This is a genomic window from Selenomonadales bacterium, assembly GCA_018335585.1.
GTDB lineage: Bacteria > Bacillota > UBA994 > UBA994 > UBA994 > UBA994.
On record JAGXRZ010000021.1, the window covers coordinates 13,788 to 30,568 of the forward strand.

At 56.2% G+C, this 16,781-nt stretch carries 18 protein-coding genes; 11 read left to right on the forward strand and 7 right to left on the reverse strand.

Translation table 11 applies throughout. The features are described from left to right. Positions 1 to 47 precede the first annotated feature (47 nt). The 3 genes from KGZ66_04070 to KGZ66_04080 all read left to right on the forward strand — a co-directional run bounded on the left by KGZ66_04070 (position 48) and on the right by KGZ66_04080 (position 3,463). Positions 48 to 734 (forward strand): 5'-methylthioadenosine/adenosylhomocysteine nucleosidase, encoded by a 687-nt coding sequence (locus KGZ66_04070; GenBank protein MBS3984768.1) that lies wholly within the window; start codon positions 48 to 50, stop codon positions 732 to 734. 66 nt (positions 735 to 800) lie between these two features. Beyond that, a complete protein-coding gene (locus KGZ66_04075; protein MBS3984769.1) occupies positions 801 to 2,177 on the forward strand; it encodes a TldD/PmbA family protein in 1,377 nt (458 codons plus the stop codon). Next, a complete protein-coding gene (locus KGZ66_04080) occupies positions 2,177 to 3,463 on the forward strand; it encodes a TldD/PmbA family protein (GenBank protein ID MBS3984770.1) in 1,287 nt (428 codons plus the stop codon). Before KGZ66_04075 ends, KGZ66_04080 begins: the two co-directional genes overlap by 1 nt. Before the next feature lie 60 nt (positions 3,464 to 3,523). Here the strand turns inward: KGZ66_04080 and KGZ66_04085 are convergent, their stop codons facing one another. The 6 genes from KGZ66_04085 to KGZ66_04110 all read right to left on the reverse strand — a co-directional run bounded on the left by KGZ66_04085 (position 3,524) and on the right by KGZ66_04110 (position 7,904). Beyond that, positions 3,524 to 3,997: a GNAT family N-acetyltransferase gene (locus KGZ66_04085; GenBank protein ID MBS3984771.1), complete on the reverse strand. Its 474-nt coding sequence runs from the start codon at positions 3,995 to 3,997 to the stop codon at positions 3,524 to 3,526. 73 nt (positions 3,998 to 4,070) lie between these two features. After that, positions 4,071 to 4,346, reverse strand: a complete 276-nt coding sequence (locus KGZ66_04090; protein MBS3984772.1) for a type II toxin-antitoxin system YafQ family toxin — start codon at positions 4,344 to 4,346, stop codon at positions 4,071 to 4,073. Further along, a complete protein-coding gene (locus KGZ66_04095) occupies positions 4,343 to 4,615 on the reverse strand; it encodes a type II toxin-antitoxin system RelB/DinJ family antitoxin (GenBank protein ID MBS3984773.1) in 273 nt (90 codons plus the stop codon). Before KGZ66_04095 ends, KGZ66_04090 begins: the two co-directional genes overlap by 4 nt. A gap of 132 nt (positions 4,616 to 4,747) precedes the next feature. Next, on the reverse strand, positions 4,748 to 5,785 hold the full coding sequence (locus tag KGZ66_04100) for a M42 family metallopeptidase (GenBank protein ID MBS3984774.1): 1,038 nt from the start codon (positions 5,783 to 5,785) through the stop codon (positions 4,748 to 4,750). A gap of 139 nt (positions 5,786 to 5,924) precedes the next feature. Next, positions 5,925 to 6,668 (reverse strand): DUF4111 domain-containing protein, encoded by a 744-nt coding sequence (locus KGZ66_04105; GenBank protein MBS3984775.1) that lies wholly within the window; start codon positions 6,666 to 6,668, stop codon positions 5,925 to 5,927. A gap of 78 nt (positions 6,669 to 6,746) precedes the next feature. Continuing rightward, complete coding sequence (locus KGZ66_04110) at positions 6,747 to 7,904, reverse strand: DUF362 domain-containing protein (GenBank protein MBS3984776.1); 1,158 nt, start codon at positions 7,902 to 7,904, stop codon at positions 6,747 to 6,749. Between the two features lie 94 nt (positions 7,905 to 7,998). Between KGZ66_04110 and glnA the strand changes: the two genes are divergently transcribed. The 4 genes from glnA (at position 7,999) to KGZ66_04130 (ending at position 12,450) form a co-directional block, all read left to right on the forward strand. Further along, positions 7,999 to 9,324 carry a type I glutamate--ammonia ligase gene (glnA, locus tag KGZ66_04115; GenBank protein MBS3984777.1) on the forward strand — a complete coding sequence of 442 codons (1,326 nt, stop codon included), beginning with the start codon at positions 7,999 to 8,001 and terminating at the stop codon, positions 9,322 to 9,324. A 79-nt stretch (positions 9,325 to 9,403) separates the two neighbouring features. Next, positions 9,404 to 9,814, forward strand: coding sequence for a peptidylprolyl isomerase (locus tag KGZ66_04120; GenBank protein MBS3984778.1), 411 nt, complete (start codon positions 9,404 to 9,406; stop codon positions 9,812 to 9,814). Between the two features lie 57 nt (positions 9,815 to 9,871). Beyond that, positions 9,872 to 11,335, forward strand: coding sequence for a 4-hydroxyphenylacetate 3-hydroxylase family protein (locus KGZ66_04125; protein MBS3984779.1), 1,464 nt, complete (start codon positions 9,872 to 9,874; stop codon positions 11,333 to 11,335). Next, entirely contained in the window at positions 11,332 to 12,450 is a 1,119-nt protein-coding gene (locus tag KGZ66_04130) for an iron-containing alcohol dehydrogenase (GenBank protein ID MBS3984780.1), read from the forward strand. Before KGZ66_04125 ends, KGZ66_04130 begins: the two co-directional genes overlap by 4 nt. Here KGZ66_04130 and KGZ66_04135 read toward each other — a convergent pair. Next, positions 12,444 to 13,628, reverse strand: a complete 1,185-nt coding sequence (locus KGZ66_04135; GenBank protein ID MBS3984781.1) for an MFS transporter — start codon at positions 13,626 to 13,628, stop codon at positions 12,444 to 12,446. The two genes, KGZ66_04130 and KGZ66_04135, sit on opposite strands and share 7 nt — an antisense overlap. A 164-nt stretch (positions 13,629 to 13,792) precedes the next feature. Here KGZ66_04135 and KGZ66_04140 point away from each other — a divergent pair, with 164 nt between their 5' ends. The 4 genes from KGZ66_04140 (at position 13,793) to KGZ66_04155 (ending at position 16,758) form a co-directional block, all read left to right on the forward strand. Next, positions 13,793 to 13,963 carry a DUF1540 domain-containing protein gene (locus tag KGZ66_04140; GenBank protein ID MBS3984782.1) on the forward strand — a complete coding sequence of 57 codons (171 nt, stop codon included), beginning with the start codon at positions 13,793 to 13,795 and terminating at the stop codon, positions 13,961 to 13,963. A gap of 70 nt (positions 13,964 to 14,033) precedes the next feature. Beyond that, complete coding sequence (gene whiA / locus KGZ66_04145; GenBank protein ID MBS3984783.1) at positions 14,034 to 15,053, forward strand: DNA-binding protein WhiA; 1,020 nt, start codon at positions 14,034 to 14,036, stop codon at positions 15,051 to 15,053. Then, on the forward strand, positions 15,050 to 15,325 hold the full coding sequence (locus KGZ66_04150; protein MBS3984784.1) for an HPr family phosphocarrier protein: 276 nt from the start codon (positions 15,050 to 15,052) through the stop codon (positions 15,323 to 15,325). Before whiA ends, KGZ66_04150 begins: the two co-directional genes overlap by 4 nt. Continuing rightward, positions 15,322 to 16,758 carry a phosphoenolpyruvate--protein phosphotransferase gene (locus KGZ66_04155; GenBank protein ID MBS3984785.1) on the forward strand — a complete coding sequence of 479 codons (1,437 nt, stop codon included), beginning with the start codon at positions 15,322 to 15,324 and terminating at the stop codon, positions 16,756 to 16,758. The genes KGZ66_04150 and KGZ66_04155 overlap by 4 nt, the downstream gene beginning before the upstream one ends. The last annotated feature ends 23 nt before the right edge of the window (positions 16,759 to 16,781 follow it).

A 16,781-nucleotide genomic window follows, 5' to 3' on the forward strand; every position in this document is an offset into this window, starting at 1 on the left:
TCAGGCGTGCCGGGCACGTTTCCACATAGAGAGATGAGGTGTCGGATTTGACTCTAGGCATTGTGTGCGCCATGCAAGCCGAAATCGATGTTCTCAGGGATTCCCTCGAGCTGCGTGAGTTAGGGAGCGGTAGCCCGTGGGACCTTTACGCCACGCGCCGGGAAGACACGCTTGCTTTAGTCTCGGGTGTCGGCAAAGTCAGCGCGGCGGCAGGGCTTAGCTACCTGCTGTCACACTACAAGGTTACGCGGCTGATAGGCATCGGAGTGGCCGGGGGTATCGCCGAAGACTTGCGCATCGGAGACATTGTCATTTGTCGTGGCGCGGTGCAGCACGACATGGATTTGACGGCGTTTGGCTACGAGCTAGGGATGGTGCCCGGCGTACGCATCAAGGAGTTTAAGGCCGACCGCGCGCTGGTGGCTAAGGCTGTCGCCGCCGCGCAAGAAGTGAACCTCAGCGTGCAGATTCGGCCGGGACTTGCCCTAAGCGGCGACAAGTTTATCGCCCGCGACGAAGGGGCGAAACTGCGGCAGTTGTATCGCGGCGATTGTGTAGATATGGAGACGGCCGCGTGGGCGCACGTCGCCCACCTCTTTGGCGTGCCGTGGGTAGGCATTCGCAGTATTTCTGACCAGGCCGACGGCGAAGCCCCCGCGAACTTCAAAGCCTTTCTTAGCCAAGCAGTCGAAAACATGAGCCATCTCGTCCTGCGCCTCTTAGAAACAACTTAGAGGGAGGATTTTTCCCATACGCGGCAAATACTATTAGATAGTGTGTTAAAGATTGGAGGCAAGTGTTTGAAAGAACTTCTGCGACAGGCACTCAACGCGTCAACGGCTGACTACTGTGAGATTCGCCTAGAGGAAACGCATGTCACTTCGATTGAGTATCGCGGCAAGAACCTTGACCAGCTCTCCCAGCGCCTGCAATACGGGGGCAACGTCAGGGCCTTAGTCGACGGCGGGTGGGGGTTCGTCTCGTTTAACCGCCTCGACAACCTAGAAGAACAGGTTAGGCAGGCCTGTGCGCAGGCGCGTGTGCTCGGAGCCATAAAACAGGGGAAGAGCCAGATGGCCCAAGTACCGGTGGTCGACACCGAAGTAAAGACCGCCGTGCAGCAGGACCCCCGCGCAGTCACGCTCGAGGAAAAGATTAACCTGTTTTCTCGTTATAACGACCTGATTCTAAACTTCCATCCCGCGATTACCGGCTCGGTCATCCGCTACTTTGACCGCTACATAAACCTTTATTTCGCCAATACTGACGGCTCCTACGTCGCGCAGGAAAAATTCGATATCGGCTGCGGTATGCGGGCGGTAGCCACGCGCGGTAGCGTCACGGTCATGGAAGGCGTGAGCAGCGGCAGCAACAACGACTTCGGCTGTGTGCTCAACTTAGAGGATGAGCTTAAGAAGGCCTGCCAGCTAACGGTAGACTTGCTCGATGCCCCCACCGTTAAGGGAGGCGAGTACACCGTTATTCTTGACCCTAGGATGGCCGGGCTTTTCGTGCATGAGGCGTTTGGCCACTTAAGCGAAGCCGACGACATCAGCGAGAACGAAGCCTTGCGTGAACTAATGACGCTTGGCAAGAAATTTGGGCGAGAGATTCTACATATCTACGACACCGGCGTAGAACACGGCAATCGCGGTGCGTTGGTGTACGATGATGAAGGCGTCGCCGCCGAAAAGACGTACTTAATTAAGGACGGCGTGCTTGTCGGCAGGCTCCACTCCCGCGAAAGCGCCGCCAAAATGGGCGAGGCGCCGACAGGCTCCGCGCGGGCTATGTCCTATACCTTCCCGCCCATTGTGCGCATGCGCACCACCTGTATTGAGGCTGGCACGAGTTCATTTGCAGACATGATTAAGGACATAGAGCTTGGGGTGTATGCTCTAGGCGGGTACGGCGGGCAAACCAACGGCGAGATGTTTACCTTTACCGCGGGGCACGGTTACATGATTCGCAACGGGAAGATTGCCGAGCTAGTTAAGGACGTTACCCTAAGCGGCAATGTCTTTACTACGTTGGCGAACATCGATATGGTAGGTAACGACTTCGCCTACGATAACGGGGCCGGGGGTTGCGGTAAGTGGATGCAGTCGCCGCTACCCACCAGTGAGGGTTCGCCTCATATTCGCGTACAGAAAGTCGTTATCGGGGGTGCGAGCTAATGGAAGGATTACTGGGCAAGGCTCTTAAGCTAGCCGACCAGGCGGACGTTTACGCCAGAAAGTCGGTACAGCACGCTGTGTCGTTCCAAGCGAGTAAGCTCAAAGACATCACCTACAACGAAGAAGAAGGGTGGACGCTACGCCTAATTAAAGACGGGCGCCTCGGTTCGGCCACCACCAGCAAGCCCGGCAGCTTCGATGTCCTGCTGAGTTACGCAGCGAATACCGTGAAGTATGGCAGTCCGGTAGGGTATAGTCTGCCTGGGGCAAGTGCGCTGCAGGCACCGCGCACGTTCGACCCGCGCGTCAAAGAAGTGACCCAGCAGGAAATGCTAGATATCGCCGGGGACTTAGTCGGCGCCCTTAACAGCTATGACCCAAGAATTAAGGCCATGGCTGGTGTCAGCAAGGCCTTTGGCACGGTTGAGCTTGTAAACTCGGCCGGGTTTCAGGGGATGGGTGAAGTCACCGGATGGCAGATGTATTTTGGCGGCGAGCTAGTTAGCGAGGACGGCTTCCTGCAAGTTTACGACTGGATGGCGCAGTCCGACTATTTGCCGCACACAGAGAGCATGAAGGCGAGCGTTATCGAGTCCTTCCGCTTGGCCAAAGAGAACGTCAGCATAAAGCCCGGGCAATATCCGGTCATCTTTGCACCGGGTGAAGTAAGCTGCGTGGTCGACCCGCTCTTAGCTTGCCTTAACGGCGTAGGTATTTCGCGCGGCTTCTCGCCTTTTAAGGGGCGCATCGGAGAACTGGCCTTTGACCCGCGCTTTAGCTTGATTGACGATGCCTTGGTCGACGGGGCCTTGGGCAGCAAGGGCTTTGACCGCGAGGGCGTACCGACGGCGCGGCGGGCTCTAATCGACAGCGGCAAGATAAGCGGCTATTTGCTGGATTTACAGACGGCCCATCTCTTAAATATGTCCCCGACCGGCAACGGCGGCGGCGCAAGTCCGGTATCCAATAACACCATAGTGCTAGGGGGCGACAAATCCTATGGCGAAATGCTCGCCGGCATTGACGAGGGCGTGCTTATCGAAAACACCATGGGCGCTTGGGCGGGCAACCCCTATGGCGGTCAGGTCAGCGGCAACATTGCGCTCGGGTACAAAATAGAGAAGGGCAGAGTTGTCGGGCGCATTAAGGACTGCATGTTCTCAGTCAACGTCTTTACCGACCTGCGCGACAACCTAGCGGCCCTCAGCCGCGAGCAACACTGGCGCGGCAACACCTGCTACCCCTACCTCCAACTCGCGAACGTCAACATCTCAACCAAGAGCTAAGAATAGAAAAGAAACAAAAGGGACGGTTCTTTTTGGAAAGAAGAGCCGTCCCTTTGTACGTTATAAGACCTTTTCTGCAACTTCACGCCTGGCAAAGCTCAAGCTGGGATTCCTATGATAGAAAGCCTGCGCTTCCTCATTATCGGCTGTAAACAAATAGTAGCGCTTACACCCTGCGTCCCTGAAAAACCCCTCCGCAGCTAACAGCAGCCTTGCGGCAATTCCTTGGCACCGACTAGGCTTTAGCACATAAATCCAATCAATGTACCCGGTCACCATTCCATCCATGGTGCTTCTAATTATCGCCACGTCGCATCTTCCGACCAGGCGATTACCTTCGGCCGCTATAAGGATGGCACTGTCACGTGAACTGCTGAGCCGTAATGAATCCAAGAAATGAGCGTAAAGCTCCTCGTCAAACTCAGCGGAGAGGACTCCTGGCTCCGTAACCCTGGCCTGGCTTTCAAAGTTACACAGGGCGGCGATGTCAGCTTCACCCGCACGGCTAATTGTCACGTTAGTTCCTTCCCCCATACAAATCCCCCTTGCCAAGCCTCATTATTGCCTTTTAGCAGACGAAGTGCCTCGGAATGTATGTCTGAGCGCTTTAGAACAAGTCGCTGTGAGTCCCCGTGCGGGTTAGCGTCAGAACAAGAACTTCGTTCTCGATGCGATAGATCAGCAACCAATCGGGCTGGATGTGACACTCTCGATGTCCGACATAGTAACCAGCTAATTCATGGTCGCGGTTGTTCGAAGGAAGCGGCATGCCCTGCGCTAGCTTAGCGATGATTTCATCGAGCAAGGACATGTCGAGGTTGCGCTTTGACATCAGCTTGTAGTCCTTGCGGAATCTGCTTGTTAGCTTGACAGTGTACTTCACGCTTTCAAGTCCCTAAACAACGAGGCAAGATCAGTATACCCCTTTGCATTCGGGTCGCGAACAATGATTTCGGCTTCTTTCATTGCGGCAATGGTGTCAGCGTTCGGAACACGCGAAATCTCAAACGGGATCCCTTGGCTGCGAACGGCTTGACGAAGGAAAATCGTCATCGCCGTCGTCATATTAAGTCCCAAGTCCGAGAAGAGCTCTTCGGCCTGCTTCTTAAGTTGAACATCAATCCGGATGCTTACATTCGTCGTGTCGCTCATGGTAGCGCACCCCCTTCGGTATTATATGTCCATTGTACTGCGTGGAGTGGACGCTGTCAATACAACCACGAATGAAACAACGGGGACGGTTCTTTTTGGAAAGAAGAACCGTCCCTTTTGTTCTTTCGTTTTCTAGCTCAGCAAATACGCCACGCAAAGCTTAGCTGTTGCTTCGAGTGCGCTTTGATGGGTGCGCTCGTGCGCGTGGGATGCGTCTACGCCCGGCCCAATCAGGGCTGTGCGCACGTCTGCGCCGGCACGCAAGGCTGCTCCGGCGTCGGAGCCATAATAAGGATAGATGTCCACAGCGTACGGAAGTTTTAGCTCCTCGGCGAGTGCTACGAGCTGCTGGCGGAGCGCATAGTCGTAGGGGCCGCCGGAGTCTTTGGCGCAAATCGACACGTCGTGTTCGGTGCAGCTTAGCCCTTCGCCGATGCAGCCCATGTCGACGGCCATAAACTCCGTAGTCTTAGGCGGCGTGCCCACACTCGCCCCGTGGCCGGTTTCCTCATAATTAGTGATAAAGAAATGCGTAGTGCGCGCGGGAGACAGCTTGTTGTCGGCAAAGTATTTGGCTACGCCAAGTAGCACAGCTACCGAGGCCTTGTCGTCGAGGTGTCGCGACTTTACAAAGCCCGACTCGGTTACGGTCGTGCGCGGGTCAAAGGCGATGTAGTCGCCGACGCTAATGCCTAGCTTCGTGACGTCTTCTTTGTTCTTAACCACTGCGTCAAGCCGAATTTCCATATTGTCATCACTGCGCTCTTGCTTACTCGCATCCGGTCCATAGACATGCACGGACTGCTTTGTCGTCAGGATAGTGCCTGTAAACTTTGCGCCTGTTGCGGTAATGACCGTGCAGTGCTCGCCCTCGACGGAGTTCATGGTGTAGCCGCCAATCTTGGCGAGCTTGAGTCGGCCGCTGCTCTTAATTTCCTTAACCATGCCGCCGAGCGTGTCGACATGGCCGCTTAGCGTGCGATGCTCATCATCGTTTTTGCCTGGCAGAGTGGCTAGGAGCCCTCCCTTGTTAAGTAGCCGGGTGGAGAGGCCGAGCTTGTCGAACTCCGCCCGTAAGTACTCGATGACTTCTCCCGTATACCCCACCGGGCTCGGAGTCATGGCGATGTGCACTAGTTGCTGGACAATGTAGTTGACGTCGATGTTCATTTGATGACCTCCTTGTATTTAGAACTTGAACAACGGAAAACAACGGGGACGGTTCTTTTTGGGAAGTTGGATAAGGATGAGTAGTCCGCGAAACAGGAAGAACCGTCCCTTTTGTTTCTCTTTTGTTCTCTTTCGGTTCTCAACTATACCTATGACCTTGTTTGTCTAACTCGCTCTCTAACACATCAGCAAACCGCTGAATGATTGCATTATCTATACTATTTTCGTCCGTGGGGCAGGCTTCCTTGCGGCATTTGACAGCCTTTCGCATGGCGTCAGCGTCAGGGCATATTCCGTTTTCCAATGCCCATTCGCCGGCAGCGGTCTTGGCGACAATCTTTCCTGTGCGGAGGGTATAAATCCCTCGCGCTATGTCCAATAGCCAACCAATCACGGCGCCATGTCTCCGAGCCACCTGTGCGTGCTGGGAAATGTCTTTGCACATTTGTGTGTATGACGGATAGATCATCCTCTCACGAAGATCATTGCCGTGAAGAAGAATGCCGTTATCAAGCAGCACTGCCATACCCAAACTGCTCATTCTATAGTTATCGGTGATGCGCTCGCCGCTCGTTCCCCAATACACCGCCCGCTCTTTTTTGCCGTTCAGGAACGCATCGGCAGAAAGCATACCGCCTTCAAACAACCTAAAATAAGGGTTGCTGGGATAGCATTCTAATAAAGCCTCGCGAAGCCTAACTAGAGCCTCTGCCTGCTGTTCGCTTATTTCTCGCTCGGTCAGCACGAGTATGTCAATATCACTCCAGCCGAGTCGAAAGTCATCAAGCACAACCGATCCATGGAGATACACTGTTGGCGTGTTATCTGCAAGGATAGATGCTATTTTGTCTGTCATGATTTGAATGGCCTCATTTAGAGTCATGATGTATCCTCGCTCTTTCGTTTGAGAAGTCAAATGCAGATGAGTCCGCGAAACAAGAAGAACCGTCCCTTTTGTTTTTTAGAAGCGGGTTAGGATGCGTCCGAGCAAAGAGCGCTCTACCTCGACGGCGTGTTCGGGGCAGAGCTCTTGGCAGCAGAAGCAGCGAATGCACAAGGCTAGGTTTAACTCGGGCACGTCTTTTTTGCGCGCCGTAAGTGCGCGGGGCGGGCAACTACGCACGCAGATGCCGCAGGCCGTGCATTTTTGCCTAACGAAACGCGGTCGCGGCCGCAAGTAGAGTGCCAGGACATCCGCGGCTGGTTTAGGGAGCGTCTTCTCAAAGAGGTTGGTGTTCTTGGCGGCCACCGGTAGCCGCACCTTGTGGGGCGTAAGCGCTTCTCCTAGCACCACAACATCCAGAAGGTTCAGGGGAGCAAGTCTTGGCGAGGCTTGCCGGGCTGCGACTATGGTCGGCACCTGCTCCGGTTTTATCCCTAAAAGCTCGGCCGCAACCATATCCACTGCGTGCATATTGCATCCCACCAAGAGATAGCCGAGTTCCTTGGGCTTGCCGCCGGACGGGCCTTCGCCCTCCATGGCCACGACCGCATCTACAATCGTAAGTTCCGGCTGCGCGAGCTCCGCAATCCCTACGAGTGCCGCGCAAAAGTCTGGCACCTCAGGCATGCGCATGTGGTAGTCAATCTTAGTCAAGCCCGGTATCAAGCCGAACATGTTTTTTACGGCGCAGGTCATTACTGTGAGGCCGTGTGTTTTTAGTTTGGGCAAGTTAATTAAGACATCGGCCTGCACAGCCGGAGCCAAAAGCTCAGCCGCATTCACTAAAGTCCCTGTCGCGCGGCCTACCTTTTCCACCGCTGTGTCAAAGTTAAGTAGTGCACCGGTCTCGCGGGCCACTTCCGCAAAGCCGCACCTTTCGTATGCCGACTTAAGCATGGCAGGGGTATACGGCCCGCCCGGGCTGTCAATAATCAGCGGGATGCCCCCACACGACAACACTGCCTTACAGACAGCGCGCACTACCGCCGGATGCGTGGTGATGGCTCGCTCCGGCCCTTTGCCCATGAGCATGTTTACTTTGAGCGCTACCTTAGCGCCCGGCTTAATCAAGTGTGCGAGTCCTTCGGGATAAACTAAGCGCAAGCCTCTCTCTAGTGCTTGCTCTATTTCTGCGGGCGCATAACTTGACGCCTTCGTAACAGCTACTTGGCTCACGCACACACGCTCCTCGAAATTGTTGCATTTCTATAGACAACTGCCCGGTGGTTCTGTATCATAGTCGCATTATAGTTTGGAAAGGGTGAAGGGTATGGCCAGTAGTTACGACGTGCTGCAGCGAGTGAAAGAGGACAATATCAGGTTTGTGAGGTTGCAGTTCACGGACATCCTAGGCGTCAACAAGAACGTCGCCATTTCAGTGGACGAGATAGAACAAGCGCTCGAAGGACAGATGATGTTTGACGGCTCTTCTATTGAAGGATTTGCTCGCATTGAGGAATCCGACATGCTGCTTAAGGCCGACCCCGACACCTATGCCGTGTTTCCGTGGACGAAAGATAAGGCACCCACGGCACGCCTCATCTGCGACATTCTGAACCCCGACGGCACGCCCTTTAGCGGTTGCCCGCGCGGTACGCTAAAGCGTGCGGTGGCCGAGGCGCAGTCTCTCGGCTACACCATGCAGGTAGGGCCTGAGGCCGAGTTCTTCCTCTTTAAGCGCGACGCGGAAGGCCGCCCCACCACGATTACCAACGACCGCGGTGGCTACTTCGACCTTTCTCCCATTGACCGCGGCGAAGACGCGCGCCGAGACATTGTTCTGACGCTTGAGGAAATGGGCTTTCACGTCGAGGCCTCACACCACGAGTGTGCACCCGGCCAGCACGAAATAGATTTCCGCTACGCGCCGGCGGTAACCACTGCAGATAATGTTACCACATTTAAGCTCGTGGTGCGCACTATCGCCATGCAGCACGGCTTGCACGCTACCTTTATGCCGAAGCCCCTCTTCGGCGAGGCCGGTTCCGGTATGCACATTAACCAGTCCTTGTTCACGAATGGGACTAACGCCTTCTACGACCCCTCCGCCCCGCATCAGCTAAGCGCAGTGGCCATGCAGTATCTGGCCGGTTTGATTAAATACGTGCGCGAATACACGGCCATCACCAACCCCTTGGTCAACTCCTATAAGCGCCTAGTCCCGGGGTACGAGGCCCCGGTCTACATTGCTTGGTCGGAGCGCAACCGCAGCCCGCTTATCCGCGTGCCCGCCAGGCGCGGCAACGCTACCCGGCTTGAACTGCGGAGCCCCGACCCAAGCTGTAACCCCTACCTAGCGTTTGCGGTTGCCCTGCGCGCCGGGCTACAAGGAATTAAAGATGGTCTGGTGCCGCCGCCGCCCGTAGAGCGCAACATCTATGACATGTGCGAACATGAGCGCGCCCACGCGGGAGTCGAGGCATTGCCCGGCACCCTGACGGAAGCACTGCACTATTTTGCCCAAAGTAAGTTGATGCGCGAGACGCTTGGAGACCACATTGTGGAGCGTTACCTGGCCGCTAAGCGAGAGGAGCAGCACATCTACGAGAAGACCGTGCACCCGTGGGAGCTCGAGCGCTACCTGTCTATCTTTTAGCGGTAGGATTTTGCGCTAGCGTGGCGAACTAACTATAGTTGGGAGGGATGTTTGCTTGAGCGAAAACAAAATCTGTACCATGGAGACCGAGAAAGGCACCTTTACGATTGAACTTTACGCAGAAGACGCGCCCGGCACGGTAGAGAATTTTACAAAACTCGCTAATGCCGGTTTCTACGACGGCCTTACCTTTCACCGCTGCATCAAGAATTTCGTGATTCAGGGCGGATGCCCCGAAGGCACGGGGCGCGGCGGCCCGGGCTACAAGATTAAGTGTGAAACCGCCGGCAATCCCCATAAACATGTGCGCGGGGCCCTTAGTATGGCTCACGCGGGCAAAGATACAGGCGGCAGCCAGTTCTTTGTGGTGCGTCAGCCGCAGCCTCACTTAGACGGCGTGCATACCGTGTTTGGAAAGGTTATCGACAATGTCGACTTAGTGGACCACATCGAGCAGGGAGATAAAATGCAGAAAGTCAGAGTGCAATAACGAACTGACCTCTGGCTAATGGCCGGAGGTCAGATTTTTGCTTAGGAGGGAAGTAATATGGCGTTAAAGACTGCCGCCGAGTACATCGACTCCCTGCGACGCATGAAGTTTGAGGCCTACCTGCTTGGAGAGCGCATAGAAAACATCGTCGACCATCCCCTGGTTAGGCCTTCGCTTAATGCGGTGGCCCTTACTTATGAGCTGGCACTCAACCCAGAATACGCCGCCTTGCTGACGACGAGTTCGAGCTTAACCGGCGAGAGAATCAGCCGCTTTTGCCATCTGCACCAAAGCGCCGACGACTTGGTGGCGAAAGTTAAGATGCTGCGCCTCTTAGGGCAAAAAACTGCTGCCTGCTTTCAGCGGTGTGTCGGTATGGACGCCATTAACGCCGTCGACAGCGCTACGTTTGAAATCGACCGCGCCTACGGCACCAAGTACCACGAGCGCTTCCGCCGCTGGCTCTGCGATATGCAGGCAAAAGACGCGACGATAGACGGCGCCATGACCGACCCTAAGGGCGACCGCAGCAAGTCACCCTCCCAGCAACCAGACCCAGACATGTACCTGCGTGTCGTCGCAGAGCGCCCAGACGGGATAGTGGTGCGCGGGGCAAAGGTGCACCAGACCGGTGCGCTTAACTCACACGAAATATTGGCCATGCCGACCATAGCGCTTGCGGCGAGTGACCGAGCCTATGCCGTCGCTTTTGCCGTCCCGGCCGACAGCGCTGGGCTCATCTACATTTACGGTCGCCAGTCATCCGACACGCGCAAGCTTGAAAACGGCAGCCTCGACGTCGGCAACGCGCGCTTTGGCGGTCATGAATGCCTAGTCGTCTTTGACGACGTGTTTGTGCCGTGGGAGCGCGTGTTTATGTGCGGGGAACACGACTACGCGGGACTATTGGTTGAGCGGTTTGCCGCTTATCACCGCCAGAGCTACGGCGGCTGCAAGGTTGGGGTAGGCGACGTCTTAATTGGGGCGGCCGCGCTAGCCGCGGAGTACAACGGCGCAAGTCGCGCAAGCCACGTCAAGGACAAACTCATCGAGATGACGCATCTTAACGAGACGCTCTACGCCTGTGGCCTTGCCTGCTCGTCCGAGGGGCGCGCCACTGCCACCGGCACGTATCTCGTCGACCTGTTGTTAGCTAACGTCTGCAAGCAAAACGTCACGCGCTTCCCCTATGAGATATCCCGCCTCGCCGAGGACATCGCCGGCGGCTTAATGGTAACGATGCCGAGCGAGCGCGACTTAAGTAACCCCGCCACTAAACCTTGGCTAGAGAAATACCTGCAGGGGGTAGCGGGAGTCCCCACAGAGCATCGCCTGCGCGTACTTCGCCTGATTGAAAATCTTACGTTAGGCGCAGGAGCAGTAGGTTACCGCACGGAATCCATGCACGGCGCGGGCTCGCCACAGGCGCAACGTATCGTGATTGGGCGGCAGGCAGATTTTGCCGCCAAACAGAAGCTAGCCAAGGCCATAGCAGGGATTACGGAGGGCTGCGAAGCATGAGGCTGTTTAGTCTGCCCACACAAATACACTGCTTTGATACCGCCGGTGAGTTTTGGCGCGAGTTTAATGTCGGCGCGGGCGATTTAGTGTTTACTCACCGCTTTATCTACGACGCGTATTTAGCTGCTTTGCCCTCCGCGTGTGACTTCCTGTTCTACGAGCAGTTCGGGACAGGGGAGCCCACCCACACCCTAGTTGACGCCGTCCGTCGGGCCATTAGCCCACGCGCTTACCGGCGCATCGTGGCCGTAGGAGGAGGGGCAGTCGCCGACACGGCAAAGTTCTTAGCGCTAGACGGGTCACATCCCACCCTCGACTTCTTAGAGAAACGTGCGCCCCTCGTCAAGGGGAAGGCCTTGGTTATCGTGCCTACTACCTGCGGCACCGGTAGCGAAGTGACAAATCTGGCGGTCTTGGCAGTAGAAGAAAAAGAGACCAAGTTTGGTCTCGGCGGTGATGCCTTTTATGCTGAGTATGCCGTCCTTATCCCGGAGTTGCTGGCGAGCCTGCCCTACGACTACTTTTTCTACAGCGCAGTCGACGCGCTGATTCACGCTGCAGAATCCCTGGTCTCGCCGCGCTCCAATAGCTACACCGAGCTATTTAGCCTGCAGGCCATCTCGCTGATTCTTGCAAGCTTTAGGCACATTGCCGAGCATGGGCGCGACGCGCGCTTTGGCCAACTCAAACAGCTCCTCCTTGCCAGCAACTACGCCGGCATCGCCTTTGGCAATACCGGCGTGGCAGCAGTTCACGCACTTTCCTATCCGCTTGGCGGCAAGTACCACGTGCCGCATGGGCAGGCGAACTACCAGTTCTTTGTGCCGGTGTTTCGCGCCTACGACCGGCTGAAGCCGGGCGGACACATTCGCGTGTTGCGCAGCGCTATCGCCACCGCCCTTACAGTAGACAGCGACCACGGCGTATGGTCGGCCCTTGACCTGCTGCTTAGTCGCTTGCTCCCACAGAAGCAATTAAGAGAATACAGCATGACAATCGACGAAATAGATTCCTTTACAGACAGCGTCCTAGAAAAACAGCAGCGCCTGCTCTCAAATAACTACGTAGAGCTAGATCGCGCCTGCATCCGCGCTATATACGCCGCGCGCTACTGAGTAGTAGGCGCATCCTGCCAGCGCGCTTTCTCTAGGGCTAGTGCTACAACGGCAAGCAATACCCCCATGCCAATAAACACGGAGGGGAGACCGAAGGCTAGTCCCATATAGCCGCCTAGAGTCGGTCCGATGGCGCCGCCTAGTTGTCCGAAGCTGTTGTTAAGAGCTAGCACGCGGCTGCGGAAGTTTGTCGGCACGGACTTAGCAATAAGCGTAGTGCTGACCGGCATTAGCGCGGCGATAAACAGTCCGAGCACAAAGCGGAGCCCGCCAAGCATATACAAGTTGTTGGCCCAGGCTGTAAGTACGCTTACTGCGGCAGCCCCGATAAGCGCTACGCGCAGAACCTTTCTCTCGCCCCAAGCCGCGCCCACGCGTCCCCAGCGCGGGGCGGCCAGCACCGTAGCGATGCCCGCGAGCGCGAAGATTATGCCGGTTGGCACTGCCGCGTCGCGGTCGCCTGCTAACCGCAGGATAAAAATAGGCAGTACAGGCTGAATCACCATTAGGGCAATATTAAACATCAGCACCAGCACAAACATTTGCACTAAAAACGGCTTGCTGAGCGACTGGCGGATGTCGCCGAGGACATCGCGCACGATGGAGCGGTCACCTTTGTGTTCCTCATTGGTGCAGAGCACGGTAAAAACCGTCGCCACGAACAAGCTACCCCCGGCGATAAGCAGTGTCTGCTGTATGCCAAGAAAGTGGCTCATGTAACCGCCAATCAGCGGTCCGACTACCGAGCCAAAGGCGCCGCCACTTTGAATTACGCCAAGTGCCGGGCCCATATGTTCTTCCGGCGTGTTGACGGCGACCATAGCGATGGCCGTCGGGATAAAGCCGTTAAACAGCCCAAGCAGCAGGCGGAGGAAAATAACCTGCCAGGCATTAGTCGCAAGTGAAAGAAAAATATACGTCACGCCAATACCTATACCAGCCCGCACTAACTGGAGTCTGCGCCCGTACTTGTCGGCCAAAGACCCCCACACCGGCGCCATGAGGGCGCTGGTGAAAAAGGTAGAGGCAAAGGCCCAGCCGGACCACACCTCGAGATTTTCGACCACACCGACCTGCTTAAGTAAGAGTGGCAGAAACGGCGCGACCAACGAAAAGGATATGCCCGCAAAGACGGTTCCCACCCAAAGTACCAACAAGTTGCGCCGCCATAGCTCCATGCGCATCCCCCTAGTTGCATCTTTTTGTGATTGTACTATTTCTAGAGGCGAATTACTAGGCAGTCGCGGAGCTTGACCGACATTGCCAATGAGGTCGTCGCCCTTACATGAATCTCGCCCCTTAACGCATACTAAACGCAGTATACGCAAAGGGGGTGAATGCGATGAACGTTGAAGGAACCAGTCGTCATCTTCCCGGGGTAAAGTGTGTGGTGAACACCTGTCGCTATCACGTGAACACCAATCACTGTAGCGCCAAGGAGATTGAAGTGCAGTCGCCTAATGCTCGCAGCAGCAAAGACACCGACTGCAGGACATTCTCACCACGGACTTAAGCAGCCACAAGCGACAGGCTCATCTTTGGATGGGCCTGTTGTGCTATATTAGTGTGCGGAGGCAGAGGATTTGGAGCAGGGAAAACCGCGCACAAGTGGAATACTAAGTGAAGGTGCAAAGGCCGTAGGAGCGAGGGAGTGCGAAGTGACCTTTACCGAGGATGTCAAAAGTGAACTCGTACGAGTTATTGACGAAGACCTCTGTTGTCGCCGCGCAGAGTTGGTTGCTATCATAAGGCAGCATGCCACCCTGCAGCTATCCCGCGGCGGCGGCCTCGGGTTAAACATTGCCACGCAAAGCCCCGGTGTGGCGCGGCTTATTTTGCGCCTTGTCAAGGAACATCAACCTGAGGCGCGGGTGTTTATCAGGCGCAGGTCGGCATTTCGCAAGAACCGCATGTACCTTATTTTCTGCCCGCAGGCCGAGGAAGTGCTATCTGCGGTAGGACTTTGGGACGCGAGTCACCGGCGAATCGAGTTAGTGCAGCCGGAGCTATCACAGGATTGTTGCCTGCGGGCTTATCTGCGGGGTGCATTCATTATCTCCGGCACAATCACAGACCCTAATCGCGTGTCTTATCACCTTGAAATGGTGACCGAGTCCGAGGGACAAGCCGAGTACCTGTGCAGAGTAATGGAAAAGTGCAGCTTGACGCCGCGCATAGTCAGGCGTAAGGAGCTCTTTGTCGTATACCTGAAGGAAGGCGAGCAAGTAGTGGATTTTCTAAACCTCGTCGGAGCGCACGCCGCGCTCTTGCGAGTAGAAGAGGCTAGGGTGCGCAAGTCCATGCGCAACCAAGTTAACCGGCTAGTTAACGCCGAAACGGCTAACCTAAACAAAACCATGCAAACATCGTGGCGGCAAACAGACGCCATTCGGCACATCGATCAGACAATGGGCAGTGTGAACTTGCCGGCACAGCTACGGGAGGCTGCGGACATACGCGCGCGGTACCCGGAGGCTAGTCTCGAAGAACTTGGCCTTTACTTTAAACCGCCGCTCAGCAAGAGCGCGGTAAATCATCGCCTGCGCAAACTAGAAAACATTGCGCGGGAGTTAGGGTTTAGAGGAGGGGAGGGGGAACGGTGAAAGAAGCAGAGCGCTCTGCGGTAATCTCTAACGAAGTGCTACACTTTCGCCCCTTTGCCCGCCTGCGCGAGCTCTGCGGGAAACTTAATGTAGACGTGCGGCTTAGCCACGGCGACGACACGCTCTCTGCCGCGAACATTCTTGCGCTGACCGGCTGGGAACTTACCGCCGGCGACCGCGTATTAGTTACTGTGCGCGGCAGCGGCGACGTGCAGGCTGCATTAGACGCGATTATACAGTTTATTGAAGAGGGGTTTGGCGAGAGGCAGTGATAATAGCAGAAGGAACCGGTGTAGCAGGGGGAGCCGCTTCCGGCATAGCCTACCGGGCGTCAGCGCGGCGGCAGGCGGTCCTAAGCGTCGAGCAGGTATATAGCTCCGCAGAGAGGCGGTACGAGCGATGGGCGGAGGATGCATCTCTTCCCGGCGCGGCGCGTGAACTCGCGCTGGTCTATCTAGCGCTACTTGAAGACCCAGAGCTGCGGACTACCGTAGAGAAAGCCGTGTCTCGGGGGCGTTCCGTAGCCGAGGCTATCACAGAGGCCTGTGAACAACAAGCCAAGTTGCTTGACGGAGCGCGCCATCCGTACCTGCGGCAGCGTGCGGAAGACCTACGCGCGCTCGGGCAGGAGCTTTTGGCCATGGAAGACGCAGAAAGTCAAGGCGGCATATTGTTATCTGACTCGCTTACTCCGTTGGGCCTATACGAAGCCTACGGTAGCGGTGTGCGCGGCATCGTGCTGCGCGAACCCTTAGCTGCCACTTCGCACTTAGCTATTTTGGCCCGCACGTTAAGTGTGCCACTGGTGGCCGATGTCTCGTTCGACATCAAAGCTTGGCAGGGACAGCTCTTAAGCATAGACGGTGCAACCGGCCAGATTTGGGCCGGCGAGCGCAGCTTTGTCTCGACCCAGGTAGACTATACGCCCTTTCCGCTGTGGCTAAATGCAGCTTCGGCACGGGATATCGCGGCCGCGCAAGGCTATAAAGGCGTGGGGCTCTTCCGCACCGAGTTTCTCTATCTGCAATGTGGGGGCATGCCCGGCATAGAACAGGAAGAAGAGCACTATATCGCTGCGGTAAAGGCCGCGCTCGGTAGACCGGTCATCTTCCGCCTACTTGACCTAGGTTCCGACAAGCCCATACCGGGGGTGACGCGGGAGCGGGAACCTAACCCAATGTTAGGCGAGCGGGGCGTACGAGTTCTGCTCAGGCGGCGCGACATTCTGGAGCGGCAAATAAAGGCCTTGGTTAAGGCTTCGGCCTACGGGTCGCTCAGCATCATGGTACCTATGGTTACCAGTGCGCAAGAGATGTCTGCCGTCAGAGCCGTGCTTAGCGAGCAAGGTGCCGCGCATATTAAACTGGGGGCCATGCTGGAGACGCCTGCCGCTATGCTGATGGCCAGAGAGCTAGCCGAGGTAACCGACTTTTTTAGCCTCGGCACCAATGATTTGGCGGCCTATGTTTACGCGTACGATCGCGCGGGGGACTGGCAGTTGCCGGATGCCGGAGACGCCATGTTTCGCCTCATCGACTACGCGCTGCCCTTTGCCAAACAGCGAGGGCGTGAAGTCGGCGTCTGCGGTGAGCTTGCGGCTGACGCGGGGTATGCGGCGCGTTTTCTCGACGCCGGCTGTGACTACTTAAGCATGGTGGCTTCGGCATTTTCTGTTGTGGGGAAAGCTCTGCGCGGGAGAAACTGAGCGCTTAGTATAAAGAGAATTTA

Bases quoted from the DNA above. Each gene is read 5' to 3' on its own strand.
- KGZ66_04130 (MBS3984780.1), top strand. From the start codon at position 11,332: ATGAGGCTGTTTAGTCTGCCCACACAAATACACTGCTTTGATACCGCC.
- KGZ66_04120 (MBS3984778.1), top strand. From the start codon at position 9,404: ATGGAGACCGAGAAAGGCACCTTTACGATTGAACTTTACGCAGAAGAC.
- KGZ66_04100 (MBS3984774.1), bottom strand. From the start codon at position 5,785: ATGAACATCGACGTCAACTACATTGTCCAGCAACTAGTGCACATCGCC.
- KGZ66_04085 (MBS3984771.1), bottom strand. From the start codon at position 3,997: ATGGGGGAAGGAACTAACGTGACAATTAGCCGTGCGGGTGAAGCTGAC.
- KGZ66_04095 (MBS3984773.1), bottom strand. From the start codon at position 4,615: ATGAGCGACACGACGAATGTAAGCATCCGGATTGATGTTCAACTTAAG.
- KGZ66_04140 (MBS3984782.1), top strand. From the start codon at position 13,793: ATGAACGTTGAAGGAACCAGTCGTCATCTTCCCGGGGTAAAGTGTGTG.
- KGZ66_04125 (MBS3984779.1), top strand. From the start codon at position 9,872: ATGGCGTTAAAGACTGCCGCCGAGTACATCGACTCCCTGCGACGCATG.
- KGZ66_04080 (MBS3984770.1), top strand. From the start codon at position 2,177: ATGGAAGGATTACTGGGCAAGGCTCTTAAGCTAGCCGACCAGGCGGAC.
- KGZ66_04105 (MBS3984775.1), bottom strand. From the start codon at position 6,668: ATGACTCTAAATGAGGCCATTCAAATCATGACAGACAAAATAGCATCT.
- KGZ66_04135 (MBS3984781.1), bottom strand. From the start codon at position 13,628: ATGGAGCTATGGCGGCGCAACTTGTTGGTACTTTGGGTGGGAACCGTC.
- glnA (MBS3984777.1), top strand. From the start codon at position 7,999: ATGGCCAGTAGTTACGACGTGCTGCAGCGAGTGAAAGAGGACAATATC.